General features: G+C 63.5%; 17 protein-coding genes. 11 read left to right on the forward strand and 6 right to left on the reverse strand.

Annotated features, from left to right (window positions below):
* Positions 1 to 183 precede the first annotated feature (183 nt).
* Genes J3P88_RS08665 through J3P88_RS08675 form a run of 3 tightly spaced genes read right to left on the reverse strand, consistent with a single transcriptional unit; the run spans position 184 to position 5138 of the window.
* Complete coding sequence (locus J3P88_RS08665) at positions 184 to 2085, reverse strand: ATP-binding protein (protein ID WP_434574688.1); 1902 nt, start codon at positions 2083 to 2085, stop codon at positions 184 to 186.
* Positions 2082 to 3014 (reverse strand): ABC transporter substrate-binding protein, encoded by a 933-nt coding sequence (locus J3P88_RS08670; protein WP_434574689.1) that lies wholly within the window; start codon positions 3012 to 3014, stop codon positions 2082 to 2084. The genes J3P88_RS08665 and J3P88_RS08670 overlap by 4 nt, the downstream gene beginning before the upstream one ends.
* Entirely contained in the window at positions 3015 to 5138 is a 2124-nt protein-coding gene (locus J3P88_RS08675) for a TonB-dependent receptor plug domain-containing protein (RefSeq protein ID WP_434574691.1), read from the reverse strand.
* A 199-nt stretch (positions 5139 to 5337) separates the two neighbouring features.
* Here J3P88_RS08675 and J3P88_RS08680 point away from each other — a divergent pair, with 199 nt between their 5' ends.
* The 8 genes from J3P88_RS08680 to J3P88_RS08715 all read left to right on the forward strand — a co-directional run bounded on the left by J3P88_RS08680 (position 5338) and on the right by J3P88_RS08715 (position 11687).
* Positions 5338 to 6363, forward strand: a complete 1026-nt coding sequence (locus tag J3P88_RS08680) for an NAD(P)H-dependent glycerol-3-phosphate dehydrogenase (protein ID WP_434574693.1) — start codon at positions 5338 to 5340, stop codon at positions 6361 to 6363.
* 29 nt (positions 6364 to 6392) lie between these two features.
* Entirely contained in the window at positions 6393 to 6740 is a 348-nt protein-coding gene (locus J3P88_RS08685) for a DUF4389 domain-containing protein (RefSeq protein WP_053123936.1), read from the forward strand.
* Positions 6737 to 7180 (forward strand): phosphohistidine phosphatase SixA, encoded by a 444-nt coding sequence (gene sixA / locus J3P88_RS08690; protein WP_186708112.1) that lies wholly within the window; start codon positions 6737 to 6739, stop codon positions 7178 to 7180. The genes J3P88_RS08685 and sixA overlap by 4 nt, the downstream gene beginning before the upstream one ends.
* A gap of 96 nt (positions 7181 to 7276) precedes the next feature.
* Complete coding sequence (locus J3P88_RS08695) at positions 7277 to 7720, forward strand: hotdog fold thioesterase (protein WP_186708110.1); 444 nt, start codon at positions 7277 to 7279, stop codon at positions 7718 to 7720.
* A gap of 274 nt (positions 7721 to 7994) precedes the next feature.
* Positions 7995 to 8789: an alpha/beta fold hydrolase gene (locus J3P88_RS08700; RefSeq protein WP_057451981.1), complete on the forward strand. Its 795-nt coding sequence runs from the start codon at positions 7995 to 7997 to the stop codon at positions 8787 to 8789.
* A complete protein-coding gene (locus tag J3P88_RS08705; protein ID WP_434574696.1) occupies positions 8786 to 9637 on the forward strand; it encodes an alpha/beta hydrolase in 852 nt (283 codons plus the stop codon). Before J3P88_RS08700 ends, J3P88_RS08705 begins: the two co-directional genes overlap by 4 nt.
* A 129-nt stretch (positions 9638 to 9766) precedes the next feature.
* Positions 9767 to 10585 carry a DUF4892 domain-containing protein gene (locus J3P88_RS08710; RefSeq protein ID WP_434574697.1) on the forward strand — a complete coding sequence of 273 codons (819 nt, stop codon included), beginning with the start codon at positions 9767 to 9769 and terminating at the stop codon, positions 10583 to 10585.
* A 64-nt stretch (positions 10586 to 10649) separates the two neighbouring features.
* The gene (locus tag J3P88_RS08715) at positions 10650 to 11687 is read left to right on the forward strand and encodes an AI-2E family transporter (RefSeq protein WP_434574698.1); all 1038 of its coding nucleotides are present in this window, start codon (positions 10650 to 10652) and stop codon (positions 11685 to 11687) included.
* Positions 11688 to 12065: 378 nt separating this feature from the next.
* Here the strand turns inward: J3P88_RS08715 and J3P88_RS08720 are convergent, their stop codons facing one another.
* Positions 12066 to 13109: a sensor histidine kinase gene (locus tag J3P88_RS08720; protein ID WP_434574699.1), complete on the reverse strand. Its 1044-nt coding sequence runs from the start codon at positions 13107 to 13109 to the stop codon at positions 12066 to 12068.
* Positions 13109 to 13855, reverse strand: a complete 747-nt coding sequence (locus J3P88_RS08725; protein ID WP_186708100.1) for a response regulator — start codon at positions 13853 to 13855, stop codon at positions 13109 to 13111. Before J3P88_RS08725 ends, J3P88_RS08720 begins: the two co-directional genes overlap by 1 nt.
* Positions 13856 to 14143: 288 nt before the next feature.
* Between J3P88_RS08725 and pyrF the strand changes: the two genes are divergently transcribed.
* The gene (pyrF, locus tag J3P88_RS08730; protein WP_434574701.1) at positions 14144 to 14842 is read left to right on the forward strand and encodes an orotidine-5'-phosphate decarboxylase; all 699 of its coding nucleotides are present in this window, start codon (positions 14144 to 14146) and stop codon (positions 14840 to 14842) included.
* Between the two features lie 153 nt (positions 14843 to 14995).
* Here pyrF and J3P88_RS08735 read toward each other — a convergent pair whose 3' ends face one another.
* Positions 14996 to 16000 (reverse strand): NADP-dependent oxidoreductase, encoded by a 1005-nt coding sequence (locus tag J3P88_RS08735; RefSeq protein ID WP_434574703.1) that lies wholly within the window; start codon positions 15998 to 16000, stop codon positions 14996 to 14998.
* Between the two features lie 226 nt (positions 16001 to 16226).
* Here J3P88_RS08735 and J3P88_RS08740 point away from each other — a divergent pair, with 226 nt between their 5' ends.
* Both J3P88_RS08740 and J3P88_RS08745 read left to right on the forward strand, forming a co-directional pair.
* Complete coding sequence (locus tag J3P88_RS08740) at positions 16227 to 16988, forward strand: SDR family oxidoreductase (protein WP_434574705.1); 762 nt, start codon at positions 16227 to 16229, stop codon at positions 16986 to 16988.
* Positions 16989 to 17182: 194 nt separating this feature from the next.
* Positions 17183 to 18571, forward strand: a complete 1389-nt coding sequence (locus tag J3P88_RS08745) for a PLP-dependent aminotransferase family protein (protein WP_434574707.1) — start codon at positions 17183 to 17185, stop codon at positions 18569 to 18571.
* Positions 18572 to 18644: the final 73 nt, after the last annotated feature.

Below are 18644 nucleotides of genomic sequence, written 5' to 3' on the forward strand. Positions count from 1 at the left end.
TGCCTCGAATCGACAGCCTACTCATAGACTATTGCGTTGTAGTGAAAGTCACAGCACACGGGAAATGAATGTACACCTGTGCACTGAAATTTTTATTCAAGCCCCAATCGAGGCTCGTTCGGGTGCCTAAGACTGCCGCACTTTCGCCTTTCACGCCAGTCACAGATGGTCTGGCGAGCTGTTCTAATTCACCCAGCGCTGCAGAATCTGTTGCAGTTCGTTCCTTTTGAACGGCTTGGCCAGGTAATCGTTCATGCCCGCCGCGAGGCAGGCTTCGCGGTCGCCCTGCAAGGCGTTGGCCGTCAGGGCGATGATCGGCACCTGGTCGCAACCCGGCAACTGGCGGATCTGCCGCGTGGCTTCGTAGCCATCGATGATGGGCAACCGGCAATCCATGAGGATCGCTTCGAAAATCAGGCTCTCGGCGCTGCGTACGGCCTGGGCGCCATCGGTGGCGATGCTGACGGTGAAACCCAGGCTGCGCAGCATGGCTTCGACCACCGTCTGGTTGACCGGATTGTCTTCCACCAGCAACACGTTGCGGCCTTCGCCATCGCCGCTGCCGATAGGCAGGCGCGGCACCAGGGTCGCTGGTGTCTGGCGCGACAGGGCCAGCGGGATCTCGAGAGTGAACACCGAGCCTTGGCCTTCTTCGCTCTGGGCCCGCAGCGTCCCGCCCATGCGTTCGGCCAGGGTGCGGGCGATCGGCAGGCCCAGGCCTGTGCCGCCGTAGCGCCGGGAAATCGAATTGTCGGCCTGCTGGAAGGCATCGAACATGCGCTCCAGGCTCTCGGCGGGGATGCCGATGCCACTGTCGCGCACCGTGCAGGTGAACCACAGCAGTTCGTGGTCCAGGGCCTGCCACTGGCATTGCACGGTGACACGGCCTTGCTCGGTGAATTTCAGCGCGTTGCCGATCAGGTTCACCAGGATCTGCCGGATCCGCGTCGGATCGCCCTGGACCTGCAAGGCCTGCATGTCGTCCGGGACCCGCAGGTCCAGGCCCAGCTTGCGCTGCGCGGCGCTGTGCTGGAAAGACTGCGCGCAACTGCCCACCAGTTCGGCCAGGTTGAACGGGATGTGCTCCAGTTCCAGGGCCGAACGCTCGATGCGCGAGAAGTCGAGGATGTCGTTGATCACCTTCAACAGGTGTTCGGTGGATTCCGAAGCCAGCGCCGTGTACTCGTGCTGCTCGTCGGTCATGCGGGTGGTTTCCAGCAGCTGCAACATGCCCAGTACGCCGTTCATGGGCGTGCGCAGTTCATGGCTCATCATCGCCAGGAACTCGGACTTGGCGCTGTTGGCTTTTTCCGCTTCTTCGCGGGTCTTGATCAGCTGTGCCATGGCCTGCTGCTGTTCGCGGCTGGCTTGTTCCAGGCCGTCGGCCAGGTTGTTGATGTGCCGCGACAAGGCCCCCAGTTCGGTGTCATCGACGATGGGCAGCGGGGTACTGTAGTCGCCTTGCTGGATAGCCTTGACCGCGTTGCCGATGTCGCGGATCGGCCGGGACAGGCTGGTCGCCAGCCGACGTGCCACCAGGAAGGTGAACAGCAGGGCGAACAACGCCAGGATCGCGGCCTTGAACAGGATTTCCTGTTGCCGCTGGCTGAAGGCGTCGCTGGACATGCCGACGATCACGCGGCCCAGGTAATCTTCGCCGGACGCCTCCATGGCGGTGCTGTTGCCCTGCAGGAAATCATTGTTCAGGGCAATGCGCTGCAGGCGCACCGGGGCCTGGAAGACGTCGATCTGCTGGGCACGGCTGTGGACCTGCTCGGGTTGTTCGACATACACCAGGACCTTGTCGGCGCTGTCCTGGACTTCCAGGAAGCGCACGTGTGGGGTCGCCAGGGTTGCGGTGAGCAGGCTTTCAAGCACCTCTTTGTTGCCGGAAATCACGCCGTATTCCGTGGCGGGGGCCAGTTGGTTGGCGATCAGTTGCCCGGTGTGATTGAGCTCCTGGCGCAAGTCCTGGATCCGCACGAAGGTAAAGAAAGTGATCAGCAGCAAGGTCAGCAGTAACGCCGGGCCGAGGGCGATGAGCTGGGTGCGGGTGTTGATGTCCCAACGGCGACGCAAGGTCATGGGCGGTGTTCTCCTTCGGCCAACGTTGCCGCGACGGATTCGGCGTCAATCGGTTCGATCCCCAGCGAGCGGGAGACCTGCCGGTTGCCCAGGACTTTGAAGCGGTCCGGATACAGCGTGCGCGGCCAGGTCGTGGCGGGGCGGTCAAGCAGCTCGTCGAGGATCGCCAGCCAGTCTTGTTGGTCGCTGTAGGTGCTGGCCAGGCTGCCGGCCTTGACGAATGCGGCGCTGGGCCCGATCAGCGCGCGTTGCCGGGCATAGCTGCTGAGCAACAGGTTCTTCACGGTCTTGGGGTTGTACAAGTCGGGGTCATCCAGGCCCAGCAGCACATCGCTTTGGCCCAGCAGGTTTTGCAGGGGACGGCTGTCGCTGGTGTCGTCCCAACGTTCGCTGACGATGACCAGGCCCAGCGGTGCCGCGGCCTGTCGGAGGTCCTTGAGCAGGAATTCGCTGTGGGCGTCGTAAAGCACCCCGACCCGTCGCACTTGCGGCAGGATGGTGCGGATCAGCCGCAATTGGCGCGCCATCGGTGGATCGCTCCACAGCAGGCTCAGGTGCGCGGGCGTGGCGTCGCCCAGGCGGTCGCGGGCTTGCTGGCGGCTGATGCGCAGGACCAGGGTGGCCGGGCCCCGCGCGTCTTGCAGGCGCCACTCCAGGCTGGGCAAGTCAAGCAGGATCAGGCGCACAGTGTCCGGCAGCTTGTCCGGCGTCGGCAGGTTGACCAGTGGCGTAAAACGTACGCTGTCTTCGGGGCGCAGGGTTTTCAGGGCCTGGGTGAAAGACTGTACGCCGGGGCTGTCCTCGGCGCCGGTCAACAGTATCTCGGCGGCCCGGGCCTGGAGGGTTGCCAGCCAGCCGGCAAACACCAGGCACAGGGCCAGCGTCAGGCGGCCATGAAATGGCGTCTTGCGGGGGCGGCGCCGGGACATCTAGAACGATAGCTCCGCGCTGAAGTACACCACATGGCGGGAGTCGTAGCGGTTGTCGACGAAGGTCATGGGCTGGTTGTCCAGGCGCTGTTGCAGCACGCCCGCCAGTTCCAGGCTGGCCTTGCCCAGGGGAATGCGCCGGGCGACGCGGGTGTCGACCCGTTCGAAGCGATAACCGTTGAGGTCGTCGGCGGCGTAGTAGAACAGCGCACTGTTCCAGCCTTGGCCCCAATCCCGTAGCCAGCCGGCCGAACCGCTGTTGCGGGCGGTCAGTTGTTCGTCGAGGGGGTTGCTGGCCTGGGCGTCGACATAGGCATAGGTCAGGCGCAGACGGTCGGCGCTGGTCATGCGCCAGTCGAACTGGGTCTCGACCCCGGAGAACTGCGATTCATTGGCATTGCTGGCGATGTACTGATTGTTGCGCAGCGGCTCGCTGATCATGCCGGTGATTTCGTCATGGAACAGCTTCACGTCGACCGCCAGTCCCACGTCCACGAAATAACCGTTGTAGCCCAGTTCCCGAGAGCGCATGTGCTCTTGCTCCAGGTTGCCCGGGCCGCGGGTCCGGACGAAATAACGGGCACTGTTCTGGCCGAAGGCGGCAGGCTGCAGGTTGGTGACCTGGTAGCTCCAGTTGACGTTGTTCTCGAACATGTCCGGCGAGCGCACGGCTTCGGAGTACACCGCCCGCAGGCCGTGGCGCGGGGTGATCAGGTAGTTGACCGCGACCCGTGGGGTCAGCGAGCTGCCGGTCAGGCGGGTGTCCTCGAACATCGCGCCACCCTGCAATAGCCAATGCTCGGTAGCTCGCCATTCGAGCTGGCCGAACAGGCGCCAGGTGGTGTCGTCCAGGGTGCCGTTGAAGTACGTCTCCGAGTCGGCCCGGTCGTAGCGATAATTGGCGCCGGTGACCAGTCGCAGGCTGTCGGACAGGCTCAGGGTGTCCTGGATCTCCAGGTCGTAGCGCGATTCCCGGGCGCTCTGGTCGATATCGCCGCACAGGGTCCGCGAGGCGCCGTTGCGCCACTGGTCGAGCACCTGGTTGGCCAACGCCTGTTCCTGTGGCGTGCCGGGTGGCGCGCCGATGCTGGTATAGCTGGGGATATTGCGCGCCAGCTTCTCGGCATAGTTGGGGTTGAGCTGCCACAGGTCGGTCAGTTGCGGGCTGAAAGACACCTCGGCGTCACAGGCGCGCCAGGTCTGTTGGCGATCCCAGTGCTGGATCGAGCCTTGTACATAAAGGCTGTGGTTGGGATCCAGGTCCAGGTTCCAGCGCAGTGAGCCGGCATAGTCCTTGGCGATGACGTCGGAATTATCCCCAGCGGCGGTAATCCCGGCGAACACGGGACGGTAGGTATAAGGTCGCTGGTTGGTCCCGTCCTTGGCGTTCAATTGCCAGTCGATGCTCTGCCGTTCGTCCAGGGTCTGGCTGACGGACAGATTGAAGCGATTCAGGCGGCGGCTGTCGCGGTAGTCGGCGCCGTTGCGGTCGCTGTCAAAGCCATCGTCCTCCTGGCCGGACAGCGACAACCGCAGGTCGCCGCCTTCCCAGCCGCTGCCCTGGCTGGCGTACCAGTCACTGATGCCACGCTGGCCCCGGGTGATTTTCAACCGGGTGCCATGGCTGTCGGCCGGGACGCGGGTGATGATGTTGACCACCGCCATCAGCGCGTTGGCGCCATAGCTGACGGTGTTGGGGCCGCGGAAGACTTCGATCCGCTCGATGTCTTCCATGGCCACCGGAATATCGCTCCAGTCCACGGTGGCCAGGCCGGCGCGGTACACCGAGCGGCCGTCGATCAGCACTTGCATGCGTCGCGCTTCGCTGGCGTTGGTGCCGTGGTAGTTCACGGCGGCCTGGTTGCCGGTGATGTTGCCGACCATCATGCCCGGTACCAGGCGCAGCAATTCGCTGATGTCCCGGGCGCCGCTGGCCTTGATCAGCTCGCTGTCGAGCACGGTCATGCTGCCTGGCACCGCCGCCGGCGATTGCTTCAGGCGCGTGGCCGTCAGTACCTGGGGCAGGGGCTGGCTGTCCACGAACAAGTCGTCGGCCAGCACTGGCGGGCTGATGATCAGCGCCAAGAGCAGGGACGAACCTGAACGGGAAGGGCCAACGGACACGGCACAGCCTATGAGAATGGACGGATGACGGGCATGTTAACTGAGCTGAACGACTTTTCCATTCACGTTGACAGCATTTTCCTAGGAATTGGTGGTCAGCTTCCTACAGCTGGCGGTAATTGTTGCCGGGGCTGGTCGCCATCCGGCCGCTCCGTATAATGCCCCGCATTGCCACTTGGTATGGATGAACGGATTGCATATGACTGAACAGCGCCCGATTGCGGTCCTGGGGGGCGGGAGTTTCGGTACCGCCGTGGCTAACCTGCTGGCCGAGAATGGCCACCCGGTGCGCCAGTGGATGCGTGACCCGGAACAGGCCGAGGCCATCCGGGTCAACCGCGAGAACCCACGTTACCTCAAGGGCATCAAGATCCGCCCGGAAGTGGTGCCGGTGACTGACTTGCAGGCCACCCTGGAGGGTAGCGACCTGTTCTTCGTCGCCTTGCCGTCCAGCGCCTTGCGTTCGGTGTTGGCACCCCATGCCGGGCGCCTGAGCGGCAAACTGTTGGTGAGCCTGACCAAGGGCATCGAAGCCCAGACCTTCAAGCTGATGAGCGAAATTCTCGAAGAAATCGCCCCCAAGGCGCGGATCGGTGTGATTTCCGGTCCGAACCTGGCGCGGGAAATCGCCGAGCACGCGCTGACCGCCACGGTGGTCGCCAGTGAGGATGAGCAATTGTGCCAACAGGTCCAGGCCGCACTCCATGGCCGCACCTTTCGGGTCTACGCCAGTGCTGACCGTTTTGGAGTGGAGTTGGGCGGTGCACTGAAGAACGTCTATGCCATCATCGCCGGCATGGCGGTGGCGCTGGACATGGGCGAGAACACCAAGAGCATGCTGATCACCCGCGCGCTGGCGGAAATGACCCGCTTCGCCGTCAGCCAAGGCGCCAACCCGATGACCTTCCTGGGATTGGCCGGGGTGGGCGACCTGATCGTCACCTGTTCCTCGCCCAAGAGTCGCAACTATCAGGTCGGCTTTGCCCTCGGCCAAGGCTTGAGCCTTGATGAGGCTGTGTCGCGCCTGGGTGAAGTGGCCGAAGGGGTCAATACCCTCAAGGTGCTCAAGGCCAAGTCCCAGGAGGCGGGGGTGTACATGCCGCTGGTCGCCGGGCTGCACGCGATCCTGTTTGAAGGGCGCACGCTGGAACAGGTGATCGAGCTGTTGATGCGTGGTGAACCGAAGACCGACGTTGATTTCATTTCCACCAGCGGTTTCAACTGAACCGCTATTGAAGCAAGCAGGAGCGAGCCATGAACGATCCGCAAGGGCAACCCCAATACGAATCCATCCTGCTGCGTGTGCTGTGGATGGTGGTTTACCTGCTGGTCTGGCAGGTGGCGCAATTCATCCTCGGCGCCGTGGTGCTGGTGCAATTGATCTATAGGCTGATCTACGGCGCGCCCAGCGCGAGCCTGATGAATTTCGGTGACAGCCTGAGCCAGTTCCTGGCGCAGATCGGCCGTTTCGGCACCTTCCACAGCGACCAGAAGCCCTGGCCGTTCGCGGACTGGCCGACCCCACGCACGCCGGAAGGTGAAGCGCCTCACGCCGTGGCGCCGGCGCCGCATCCGGTCCGGGACGAGGAGCCGAAGCTATGAAACTGTGGGTATTACGTCACGGAGAGGCAGAGCCCCATGGTGTGCGTCCCGATCCAGAGCGGGTCTTGACGGTGCATGGCCGCGAGGAAGTGTTGCTCAGTGCCGGCCGGTTGATGGGTGAGCCATTGCGAGCCATCTATGCCAGCCCTTATGTGCGTGCCCAACAGACCGCGCAACTGGTGCGCGAAGCACTGGGCTTTGAACCTGAACTGATCACCGTCGACTGGCTCACGCCGGAGACCCGGCCGGCCGATGTGTTGCGGCATCTGAAGGATCAGGACGACGTGCTGCTGGTCAGCCATAACCCGTTGGTGGGCAGCCTGCTGGGCCTCCTGCAGCACGGCCACCTGCAACAGCCCGAGCAAGTGCAAACGGCTGGGCTGGCCGAGCTGGAAGGCGATATGCCGCTGGCCGGGGCGATGAGTCTCAAGCGCCTGTAATACCTGATCCACCCCAGCGTCTGCATCGCGGGCAAGCCTTGCTCCCACCGTGCTGTGCAGGATTGAATGTAATAAAACTAAAAAGGAAGGGCAGCGATGAGTCTGTGGCGCACCACCCCCAACATCGAGCAACTGAACGCCGCCGGTAAAAACACCATCAGCGAAGTGCTGGATATCCGTTTCGAGTCGTTCGACGACGAGTCCCTGACCGCCAGCATGGTGGTCGATCAGCGTACCCACCAGCCGTTCGGCCTGTTGCATGGCGGTGCTTCGGTGGTCCTGGCCGAAACGGTCGGGTCCATGGCCGCCTACCTGTGTGTGGATGCCAGCAAGTTCTATTGCGTCGGCCTGGAGATCAATGCCAACCACCTGCGCGGCGTGCGCAGCGGACGGGTAACGGCCACGGCCCGGATGGTTCACCTGGGCCGTACCACCCAGGTCTGGGACATTCGCCTGGTCAATGACGAGGGCAAGCTCAATTGCGTGTCGCGCCTGACCATGGCCGTGGTGCCGCTGGGTGAGCAACCACCGGCGCGTTGAACCCCTTATGGCGGGTGAAACGCCCTTGTGGCGAGGGAGCTTGCTCCCGCTGGACTGCGCAGCAGGCCCAAGACCAGGCGCTGCGGTTTGTCAGGCGGAGGGTTTGGGGGCCGCTTCGCGGCCCAGCGGGAGCAAGCTCCCTCGCCACAAGTTTCATCGCTCATACAACCCCATAGCCCAAGCCCGACTGTCATCATTCCTGTCAGTTACGGTCATTGCCGCGCCGTCGGGTTCTGCGGACAATCTGCCGCAGTTCCCCAATGGATCGGCTGTCATGTCGCAACAGATTTTTTTCGCCCACGCCAATGGGTTTCCCTCGGCCACCTACGGCAAGTTGTTCGCCGCGCTGGCGCCGCAGTACCAGGTCGCGCATTTGGAATTGCACGGCCATGACCCGCGCTTTCCGGTCGACGACAACTGGCACAACCTGGTGGACGAACTGATCCATCACCTGGAACAGCAGCCGGCGCCAGTGTGGGGCGTCGGCCACTCCCTGGGCGGCGTGCTGCACCTGCACGCGGCGTTGCGCTGCCCTGAGCTGTATCGCGGCGTGGTCATGCTCGATTCGCCAGTGCTGACTCGTACCGACCAGTGGGTCATCCTGGCGGCCAAGCGCCTGGGGTTTATTGATCGCCTGACCCCGGCCGGCCGGACCCTGGGGCGGCGCGAGGAGTTTGCCGACCTGGCGTCGGCCCGGCAGTATTTTGCCGGCAAGACACTGTTTCGCGGTTTTGACCCGGATTGCTTCGACGCCTACCTGCAACACGGCCTGCAACAAGTCGGCGACCGGCTGCGGCTGCGCTTCGACCCGGCCACGGAAATCAGCATTTACCGCGGCGTGCCGCACACCAGCCCGGGTCGGCCCCGTAAGCTCAAGGTGCCATTGGCCGTGGTGCGCGGCCGGCAGAGTCGCGTGGTGATGCGCCATCACACCCGTTCGGTGGGACGCATGCTCCATGGCGAATCCCTGAGCATGCCCGGCGGTCACATGTTCCCCCTCGAGCGTCCTCAAGACACGGCGAACCTGCTCAAGAACCTCTTCCAGCGTTGGGAAGGGCGCAGCGCATGAGTGTGGTCGAAGAGGTCCGCCTGAGCCTGCCTCACATCGAACTGGCGGCTCACTTGTTCGGCCCGGAAGACGGGCTGCCGGTGATTGCCCTGCACGGTTGGCTGGACAACGCCAACAGCTTCGCCCGCCTGGCGCCCAGGCTCGAAGGGCTGCGGGTGATCGCCCTGGACATGGCCGGCCACGGTCATTCCGGGCACCGGCCGCCGGGTGCCGGCTATGCCTTGTGGGACTACGCCCACGATGTGCTGCAAGTGGCCGAACAACTGGGCTTGAGGCGCTTCGCCCTGTTGGGGCATTCCATGGGCGCCATCGTGTCGCTGGTGCTGGCCGGTTCCCTGCCGGAACGGGTGACGCACCTGGGGTTGATCGACGGGGTGATTCCTCCGACCGCCAAAGGTGATAACGCGGCCGAACGCATGGGCATGGCCCTGCAAGCCCAGTTGGATTTGCAGCAAAAACGCAAGCCGGTCTACAAAACCCTCGACCGAGCCATCGAAGCGCGCATGAAGGGGCTGGTGGCGGTCAGCCGTGAGGCTGCCGAGTTGCTGGCCCAGCGCGGCCTGATGCCGGTGCCGGGGGGGTACACCTGGCGCACCGACAACCGCCTGACCCTGCCATCGCCCCTGCGCCTGACCGAAGAACAGGCCATGGCGTTCGTTGCCCGGGTCGCTTGTCCGGCGCATCTGGTGGTGGCGGCCGACGGCATGCTTGGCCAACACCCGGAGCTGCTGGAGCGTCTACCCTTCAGTCATGAGCAGTTGCCCGGCGGCCATCATTTGCACCTGAACGACGAGGTCGGTGCCGGGCTTGTAGCAGACTGTTTCAATCGGTTCTTCACCGTTCCTTGACTTGCGCCGGGCAACTGTCGAGGCTGGGCGGGTTGAAAAGGAGACAACCATGACAGACCTCTGTTTGCCAGCTTCGCAGTGCATCGACGACGCCCGTTGCGTTCAAGCGTCCCAGGCCAAGCCGATCCGATGAAATTATCCGTTCACTCACTCGTCCTGCTGGCGCTGGCCTGCCTCAGCCCGGCGTCGTTCGCCGTCGATGTGCCGGGCAGTCGCGACCTGGAACGCGTGCAGCGCATGCCCGATGCCCAAATCGTCGATTACCGGCAAGGCAGCGATCTGGAACGCGTCTACCCCATGGGCTCGATCCGCAAGATCAGCGGCCAGTTGCGCTTTGACGGCCAGGTCGATGCCCGTGGGAATGTCACGTCGGTCACCTACGAACTGCCGCCGGAACATTCCGCCACCCAAGCCTTTACCGCGGCTCGCGAAGCGTTGCAGAAACAGGGTGCCGAGCTGTTGTTCTGGTGCCAGGCCCGCGATTGCGGCGAAAGCAGCCTGTGGGCCAACGACGTCTTCGGCAATGCCAAGCTCTATGGCGCCGACAACGGCCAGGCCTTCCTGCTGCTGCGCCTGGCGCCGCCGGCGGACAACACGCTGATCGCGCTTTATTCCATCACCCGCGGCAATCGCAAGGCCTACCTGCATGTCGAGCAGTTCGAGGCGAACGCAGCGCTGGGAGACTTGCTGCCAACATCGGCCACGCTGTTGCGCCAGCTCAAGGACACCGGTGTCCTGGACTTGCCGCGTCTTGCCGGTGAGCCGGACGACACCTGGTTGCGCCTGTTGTCCCGGGCGCTGAACCTGGACACGGGCCTGCGGGTCGGTATCGCCGGTCCCCGGGCCGAGGACTGGCGTGAGGCATTGGCGGGCCAGGGCGTCCGGGCGGCGCGCATGGAGGCCGCCAGCGGCGAAGCGACGGGATTGCGCCTGGAACTGCTGCGCTAAGCTGTGTCGAGGCAGCGGGTTTCACGCCGCTGTCTCGGTCCTGTTCATTTTTTCGAGACCCTACATGCTCAATAACGATCGGCTGTTGGTGCAGATCCTGCTCCTGGTGTTGTTCGGCGCAAGCCTCTGGGTCATGGCGCCGTTCTGGTCGGCGCTGTTCTGGGGCGCGGTGCTGGCGTTCGCCAGTTGGCCGTTGATGCGCCTGCTGACCCGCTGGGTCAATGGCCGCGAATCCCTGGCGGCGGCGTTGCTGACGGTGGGCTGGATGCTCTTGGTAGCGGTGCCGCTGGTGTGGCTGGGTTTCAACCTGGCCGACCATGTGCGCGATGCCACTGCGTTCATCAAGGACGTACAAGTCGATGGCTTGCCGGAAGCGCCCGACTGGCTGGCCGGCGTACCGCTGGTGGGCGGGCGGCTGGTTGGCATCTGGAACAGCATCGACCAGCAGGGCGCAGCCATGATGGTGTCCATCAGGCCGTACCTGGGACAGGTCGGCAACTGGCTGCTGGCACGTAGCGCGCAGATCGGCGGGGGCATCCTCGAACTGACCCTGAGCATCGTGTTCGTGTTCTTTTTCTATCGCGACGGCCCGCGTCTGGCGGTATTCGTCCATGGGCTGCTGGAGCGTCTGATCGGCGACCGTGCCGGTTACTACATCGAACTGGTGGCCGGTACGGTGCAACGGGTGGTCAACGGCGTGATCGGCACCGCGGCGGCCCAGGCCGTGCTGGCGCTGATCGGCTTCCTGATCGCCGGGGTGCCGGGAGCACTGGTGCTGGGGATCGTCACGTTCCTGCTGAGCCTGATTCCCATGGGCCCACCCCTGGTCTGGATCCCCGCCACGGCGTGGCTGGCGTGGAAGGGCGAATACGGGATGGCGGTGTTCCTCGGCATCTGGGGCACGTTCATCATCAGCGGCGTGGACAACGTGCTCAAACCCTACCTGATCAGCCGTGGCGGCAACTTGCCCTTGGTCATTGTGTTGCTGGGGGTGTTTGGCGGGTTGATCGCCTTCGGTTTCATCGGCCTGTTCATCGGCCCGACCCTGCTGGCGGTGGCGTACAGCCTGTTGACGGACTGGAGCAAAAGCCAGGCGCGGTAGGTTGAGTGGCGAGTACCTTGTGGCGAGGGAGCTTGCTCCCGCTGGGTTGCGAAGCGACCCCAAACCAATACCTCGGTCAGCCTGATACTCCGCAGTGCCTGGTTTCAGGGCTGCTGCGCAGCCCAGCGGGAGCAAGCTCCCTCGCCACAGGGTGATCGCCGACCCATCAGGCTCCACAAAGCCTCCAGATCAATGCTGGCCCATCAGGCTCCACAAGCCTCCAGATCAATGCTGGCCCAGGCTCCACAAAGCCTTCAGATCAACGCCGCCCCTGTGGGAGCGAGCTTGCTCGCGATAGCGGTATGTCAGTCAATGTCGATGTTGGCTGACGGGGCCTCATCGCGAGCAAGCTCGCTCCCACAGGGAAGATAAGCGGGCTTATGGGCGAGGCAAGCTGATCACCGCCGTCAAGCCACCTCCAGGCGTCTCCTCCAGGCTCAACTGCCCGCCCAGGCGTTCCGTGGCTTCCCGAGCGATGGTCATGCCCAGGCCAACACCGCCGGAGTTGCGATTGCGCGAACCTTCTAGGCGGAAAAAGGGTTCGAACACCGCCTCGCGCTTGTCCGCGGCAATACCGGGGCCGTGGTCGACGACTCGGATCAGCAGCAGATGTTTCTGGTCCTGCAAGGTAATCAAGGCATGGCCGGCGTAGCGCAGGGCATTGTCGATGAGGTTGTTGAGGCACGAGCGCAGTGCCATCGGTTGCACCTGCAGCGGCGCGCAGGTCCCGCTGACCTGCACATCCGAGCCCTGGTCCTGGGCGTTTTCGCTCAATGATTCGGCCAAGGCCTGCACGTCCATCCATTGCAGCGCTTCACTGGTGCGCTGTTCGTGCAAGTAGGTCAGGGTGGCATCGAGCATGCCGATCATGTCGTCCAGGTCCTGGCGCATCTGGCCTTGCAGCTTGACGTCATCGATCTGCTCCAGGCGCAGCTTGAGCCGCGAAAGCGGTGTGCGCAGGTCATGGGACACCGCGCCGAGCATGCGCGAGCGCTGCTGCACCTGCTCGCGGATCCGTTGCTGCATCAGATTGAACGTATGGGCCGCCTGCCGTGCCTCACGAGGGCCGTTTTCCTCCAGCGGCGGGCTGTCGAGGTTTTCGCTCAGGCGCTCGGCGGCATCGCTCAGGCGCTGGATGGGTCGGGTCAGAAGCTTGGCGCCGTACCAGGCCGCAATGATCAGGCACACGAATTGAAACGTCAGCGGCACCACCGGGCCGCCGAACCAGGGGCGTGGACGGCGGTTGGAGGGCGGACCGAAGCGCGGCGGACCGTCACCTTGCTGGCTCATTCCAGGCGGCCCGGGAGGTGGCGGTTGGTCGTAATGGAAAAACCAGGCAAAGGCCAGCAGATGCGCCAGGACAATCGCCAGCAGCAGCACGCCAAACAGGCGACCGAACAAGGAGTCCAGGCGCAATCGCATCAACCGATGTCCCTGGCGTCGAACAAATAACCCTCACCGCGTACGGTCTTGATCAGTTGCGGGGCCTTGGGGTCGTCGCCCAGCTTTTGGCGCAGGCGTGACACGAGCAAGTCGATGCTGCGGTCGAACGCTTCGATGGAGCGACCACGGGCCGCATCCAGCAGTTGCTCGCGGCTGAGCACCCGGCGCGGTCGTTCGATGAAGACCCACAACAGGCGGAACTCGGCATTGGACAGTGGCACCACCAACCCGTCGCCCGAGATCAGTTGGCGCAACACGCTATTGAGCCGCCAGTTGTCGAAACGAATATTGGCCCGCTGCTCGGTGCGGTCGTCGCGCACCCGGCGCAGGACGGTCTGGATGCGCGCCACCAGTTCCCTGGGTTCGAACGGCTTGGCCATGTAGTCATCGGCGCCCAGTTCCAGGCCGATGATGCGGTCGGTGGGCTCGCAACGGGCCGTGAGCATCAGGATCGGGATGTCCGATTCGGCGCGCAACCAGCGGCACAACTGCAAGCCGTCCTCACCCGGCAGCATCAGGTCGAGCACGACCACGTCGAAGTGCTCGGCCTTCATCGCCTGGCGCATGGCCGCGCCATCGGTCACGCCGCTGGCCCGAATGCTGAAGCGGGCCAGGTAATCGATCAGCAGTTCGCGGATCGGCACGTCATCATCGACGATCAGCGCGCGGGTGCTCCAGCGCTTGTCATCTTGAGCGTCAGAATTTGCAACAGGGGTGTTCTGCATGGATGCATCATCTGCCAGGTTGGCTGCCAACCACAAAGAAGGCGGCGAGGTTGAGGCTTCAGCATAGGCGTCGTGCCGCGACGCGTGAAGCGCCGAAAGAGCGGGTTGCGGCGGACGGTAGCGTGACGACGTGTTGTACGCATGTCATATATGTATCGGCTTCGACACAAAAGTCGGTATTGTCCGTATTGCCCGGGGAGGCGGTGAGATTTACCGATCATCGGGTCCCGCACGGGCGCTCGTTCCGCTACAATGCGCGCCGATTTCGACTTGCCTGAGAGCCCGCTCATGTCCGCCTGCCAGACGCCCATCATCGTCGCCCTGGATTTCCCCACCCGTGACGCCGCCCTGAAGCTGGCCGACCAGTTGGACCCCACGCTTTGCCGGGTCAAAGTCGGCAAGGAACTGTTCACCAGTTGCGCGGCGGAAATTGTCGGGACCCTGCGTGACAAGGGTTTCGAAGTGTTCCTGGACCTGAAATTCCACGATATTCCCAACACCACCGCCATGGCCGTCAAGGCGGCTGCGGAGATGGGCGTGTGGATGGTCAACGTGCATTGCTCCGGTGGCCTGCGCATGATGGCGGCCTGCCGTGAAGTGCTGGACCAGCGCAACGGCCCGAAACCGTTGCTGATCGGCGTGACCGTGCTGACCAGCATGGAGCGCGAGGACCTGGCCGGGATCGGCCTGGACATCGAGCCCCAGGAGCAGGTGCTGCGCTTGGCGGCGCTGGCGCAGAAGGCCGGCCTGGACGGTCTGGTCTGTTCGGCCCTGGAAGCCGGCGCCTTGAAAGCGGCTCACCCGACGCTGCAATTGGTGACCCCGGGGATTCGTCCGGCGGGCAGCGCCCAGGACGACCAGCGTCGCATCCTGACCCCGCGCCAGGCGCTGGATGCCGGCTCCGACTACCTGGTGATCGGTCGCCCGATCAGCCAGGCCGCCGATCCGGCCAAGGCCTTGGCGGCGGTCGTGGCCGAACTGGCCTGAGCAAACACTGAGAGCCCTTGTGGGAGCGGGCTTGCTCGCGAATGCGGAGTGTCAGGCGCCCTTTAGGCCTGCTGACCCACCGCATTCGCGAGCAAGCCCGCTCCCACAGTTGTTTTGTGTCAGGCCTTAACCTGCATCCACAGCTGATGCGTATCAGACCTTGAGGACGAGCTTCCCGAAGTTCTCCCCGCTGAACAACTTGGTCAGCGTCTCGGGAAAGGTCTCCAATCCTTCGACGATGTCTTCCTTGCTCTTGAGCTGCCCCTTGGCCATCCAGCCGGCCATTTCCTGCCCGGCGGCAGCGAACTGCGAGGCGTAGTCCATGACCACGAAACCTTCCATGCGTGCCCGGTTGACCAGCAGTGACAGGTAATTGGCGGGGCCTTTCACCGCTTCCTTGTTGTTGTACTGGCTGATGGCGCCGCAGATCACCACGCGGGCCTTGAGGTTCAGGCGGCTGAGCACGGCATCGAGGATGTCGCCCCCGACGTTATCGAAATACACGTCCACGCCTTTGGGGCAATCGCGCTTGAGGCCGGCATGGACGTCTTCGTTCTTGTAGTCGATGGCGCCGTCGAAGCCCAGTTCATCCACCAGGAATTTGCATTTGTCGGCGCCGCCGGCAATGCCCACCACGCGACAGCCCTTGAGCTTGGCAATCTGCCCGGCAATGCTGCCTACCGCACCGGCGGCCCCCGACAGCACCACGGTCTCGCCGGCCTTGGGCGCGCCGACGTCCAGCAGGGCGAAGTAGGCGGTCATGCCGGTCATACCCAGGGCGGACAGGTAGCGGGGCAGCGGTGCCAGTTTCGGATCGACTTTGTAGAAGCCTCTTGGCTCGCCGAGGAAATAATCCTGCACACCCAAGGCTCCGTTGACGTAGTCCCCGACCGCGAACCCCGGGTTGTTCGAGGCAATCACCTGGCCGACGCCCAATGCTCGCATCACTTCACCGATGCCGACCGGCGGGATATAGGATTTGCCCTCGTTCATCCACCCGCGCATGGCCGGGTCCAGGGACAGGTATTCATTCTTCACCAGGATCTGGCCGGCTGCCGGTTCGCCCACCGGGACTTGCTGATAGGTGAACGTCTCGCGGGTCGCGGCGCCTACCGGGCGTTTGGCGAGCAGGAACTGGCGATTGGTCTGGGCGGTCATGGTTGGCACTCAAGATGAATGAAGTCTTGTTGATAGACCTTCGAAGCATTTGCCGCAAGCTTTGCCGATACAGCGAATGCAGTTCGATCCAACAGAGTGATAGTTCGCCCAGGGGCCTTATCACTGGCGCCCATGAATGCTCAACCGGCAGTTGGATAGTGCTGCCGTGCTCTCGGGACCTGTGGCTAGACTGGCGTCATCTCCCGCATTCTTCGAGGAACTGACAATGAGCATGACGTTTTCCGGACAGGTCGCCGTGGTCACGGGCGCCGCCGCTGGCATTGGCCGCGCTACCGCTCAGGCCTTTGCGGCAGAGGGCCTGAAAGTCGTGGTGGCCGACCTGGACATAGCGGGCGGCGAGGGCACCGTGCAGTCGATTCGTGATGCGGGCGGCGACGCGGTGTTCGTGCGCTGCAATGTCACGCTGGAAAATGAGGTGCGGCACCTGATGGATGAGGTGATCAGGACCTACGGTCGCCTTGACTATGCCTTCAACAACGCCGGGATCGAGATCGAGAAGGGCAAGTTGGCCGACGGTACCCTCGATGAGTTCGACGCGATCATGGGGGTCAATGTGAAGGGCGTCTGGTTGTGCATGAAGTACCAGTTGCCTTTGCTGCTGGCCCAGGGCGGCGGCGCTATCGTCAACACGGCCTCGGTGGCCGGCCTGGGCGCAGCGCCGAAAATGAGCATCTATGCCGCCTCCAAGCACGCCGTGATCGGCTTGACCAAATCGGCCGCCATCGAATACGCCAAGAAAAAGATCCGCGTGAACGCGGTCTGTCCGGCGGTGATCGACACCGACATGTTCCGTCGGGCCTATGAGGCAGACCCGAAAAAAGGCGAGTTCGCCAATGCCATGCACCCGGTGGGGCGTATCGGCAAAGTCGAGGAAATCGCCAGCGCCGTGCTGTACCTGTGCAGCGACGGCGCGGCGTTCACCACCGGCCACTCCCTGGCGGTGGACGGTGGGGTCACGGCGTTCTGAGGACGCTTCCCTTGGCTTGTAGGACGAAGCCCGCACTGGTTGCGGGCTTTTTCTTTGGGGGGGGGAACGGTCTATCAATGTGTTTCAAAGAGTGAGAATCAGCGGTTTTGGCGACTTTGTCGTACATCGCTCGGGGGTGGCCTGTGCTTAACTGTTTCCGGAAATAAAACAAACGCTTAGGAGCTTGGTTACTCATGGAGTTGAGAATCGACCGGCAGGCCTTGGTGCCTGTCGTGCAGCAAATCGTCGACGCGCTGACCGGATGGATCCGACAGGATGCGGTGCAACCAGGGACTCGCCTGCCGTCCGTGCGCCAACTGGCGCGGCAGAACCTGCTCAGCCAGTCCAGCGTCAATGAAGCGTGTGAGCGCCTGGTTGCCCAAGGCCTGCTGGCGTCCCGGCATGGTTCCAGTTTTTTTGTCGCACCATCCCCTGTGCCCGGGGTCGTGTCCACCGACCCGAGTCGCCAGCAGGACACGCTCGCTGGAGCCGGTGAAACCCCGCAATGGGCGTTGCAATTGGGGTGTGGCGGGTTGCCCGAGAGCTGGCGTGAAAGCGATGACCTGGGCTATGCGATCCGTCAGGTCACCCGCACCGATATGGCGGGGTTGTTCAACTACAGCACGCCGTTGGGGCTGCCCGCCTTGCGCGAGCAACTGTCCAGGCGCCTGAAGCAATTCAATATCGAGGCTGATAAAGACTCGATCCTGACCACCGCTGGGGCGACCCAGGGGCTGGACCTGATCGTGCGGACACTGTTGCAGCCAGGCGCTTGCGTGATAGTGGAGAGCCCAGGCTATTCAAACCTGTTTGACCTGCTCCGGTTGCACAAGATCGAAATGCTCGAACTGCCCAGGACCCCGCGCGGCCCGGACGTCGATGTGCTGCAAGACTTGTTGGCGAAACACCGGCCCAGTGCGCTGTTCGTCAACAGCGCCTGCCACAATCCGACCGGCACCAGCCTGGCCCCGGCCGTGGCCCAACGGTTGCTGCAATTGACGAAGCAACACGCCGTGCTGGTGATCGAAGACGATGCCTATGGTGACTTCCAGAACTCGGCGCGGACCCGGCTGGCGGCGCTGGATGCCGACGTGGTCTACGTGGGCAGTTTCTCGAAGACCCTGAGCAGTTCGTTACGCGTCGGTTTTGTGGTGGCCGCGCCGTCCATCATTGCGCGTCTGAGCGAGGTCAAGGGCATTACCAGCATGGGTGTGTCGCGGTTCTGTGAGTCGGTGCTTGCCAATCTCCTGGCCAACGGGGCCTATCGCAAGCTGGTCCAGCGCCAGCGGCAACGCCTGGGCGTCGATACGGCGGCGCTGTTGCAGGTATTGGAGGACGCCGACTGGGAGGTGTTTGGAAAACCCACCGGAGGGCTTTTCATCTGGGCGAAACCGCCAATCAGCGACTACGCTGGATTACAGCGTCTGGCCAGGCGCTTCGGTGTGCTGCTGTCTTCGTCTACGGCCTTCAGTCCTTCGGGCGCTGACAGCGACTGGCTACGGATCAACGTGGCCTATGCCCGTGATCCCCGGGCGCTGGTTTTTTTCCGGGCCGCAACGCTGGATCGACCTCAAGTGTCCTGAAAACGACGAAGCTGTAGCTTTTTGCCATTATTCCGACGCCAGCATCTTGTGTTGCAGGGCGTCTCGTTGCGAA

Origin of the sequence: Pseudomonas sp. Z3-6 (assembly GCF_051131985.1) — a bacterium.
Classification (GTDB): Bacteria; Pseudomonadota; Gammaproteobacteria; order Pseudomonadales; family Pseudomonadaceae; genus Aquipseudomonas; species Aquipseudomonas zanjanensis.

What these genes read in the sequence shown, in the direction of transcription:
- J3P88_RS08665 (WP_434574688.1), bottom strand. Translation starts at nt 2,085, where the DNA reads ATGACCTTGCGTCGCCGTTGGGACATCAACACCCGCACCCAGCTCATC.
- J3P88_RS08670 (WP_434574689.1), bottom strand. Translation starts at nt 3,014, where the DNA reads ATGTCCCGGCGCCGCCCCCGCAAGACGCCATTTCATGGCCGCCTGACG.
- J3P88_RS08680 (WP_434574693.1), top strand. Translation starts at nt 5,338, where the DNA reads ATGACTGAACAGCGCCCGATTGCGGTCCTGGGGGGCGGGAGTTTCGGT.
- J3P88_RS08685 (WP_053123936.1), top strand. Translation starts at nt 6,393, where the DNA reads ATGAACGATCCGCAAGGGCAACCCCAATACGAATCCATCCTGCTGCGT.
- sixA (WP_186708112.1), top strand. Translation starts at nt 6,737, where the DNA reads ATGAAACTGTGGGTATTACGTCACGGAGAGGCAGAGCCCCATGGTGTG.
- J3P88_RS08695 (WP_186708110.1), top strand. Translation starts at nt 7,277, where the DNA reads ATGAGTCTGTGGCGCACCACCCCCAACATCGAGCAACTGAACGCCGCC.
- J3P88_RS08700 (WP_057451981.1), top strand. Translation starts at nt 7,995, where the DNA reads ATGTCGCAACAGATTTTTTTCGCCCACGCCAATGGGTTTCCCTCGGCC.
- J3P88_RS08705 (WP_434574696.1), top strand. Translation starts at nt 8,786, where the DNA reads ATGAGTGTGGTCGAAGAGGTCCGCCTGAGCCTGCCTCACATCGAACTG.
- J3P88_RS08710 (WP_434574697.1), top strand. Translation starts at nt 9,767, where the DNA reads ATGAAATTATCCGTTCACTCACTCGTCCTGCTGGCGCTGGCCTGCCTC.
- J3P88_RS08715 (WP_434574698.1), top strand. Translation starts at nt 10,650, where the DNA reads ATGCTCAATAACGATCGGCTGTTGGTGCAGATCCTGCTCCTGGTGTTG.
- J3P88_RS08720 (WP_434574699.1), bottom strand. Translation starts at nt 13,109, where the DNA reads ATGCGATTGCGCCTGGACTCCTTGTTCGGTCGCCTGTTTGGCGTGCTG.
- J3P88_RS08725 (WP_186708100.1), bottom strand. Translation starts at nt 13,855, where the DNA reads ATGCAGAACACCCCTGTTGCAAATTCTGACGCTCAAGATGACAAGCGC.
- pyrF (WP_434574701.1), top strand. Translation starts at nt 14,144, where the DNA reads ATGTCCGCCTGCCAGACGCCCATCATCGTCGCCCTGGATTTCCCCACC.
- J3P88_RS08735 (WP_434574703.1), bottom strand. Translation starts at nt 16,000, where the DNA reads ATGACCGCCCAGACCAATCGCCAGTTCCTGCTCGCCAAACGCCCGGTA.
- J3P88_RS08740 (WP_434574705.1), top strand. Translation starts at nt 16,227, where the DNA reads ATGAGCATGACGTTTTCCGGACAGGTCGCCGTGGTCACGGGCGCCGCC.
- J3P88_RS08745 (WP_434574707.1), top strand. Translation starts at nt 17,183, where the DNA reads ATGGAGTTGAGAATCGACCGGCAGGCCTTGGTGCCTGTCGTGCAGCAA.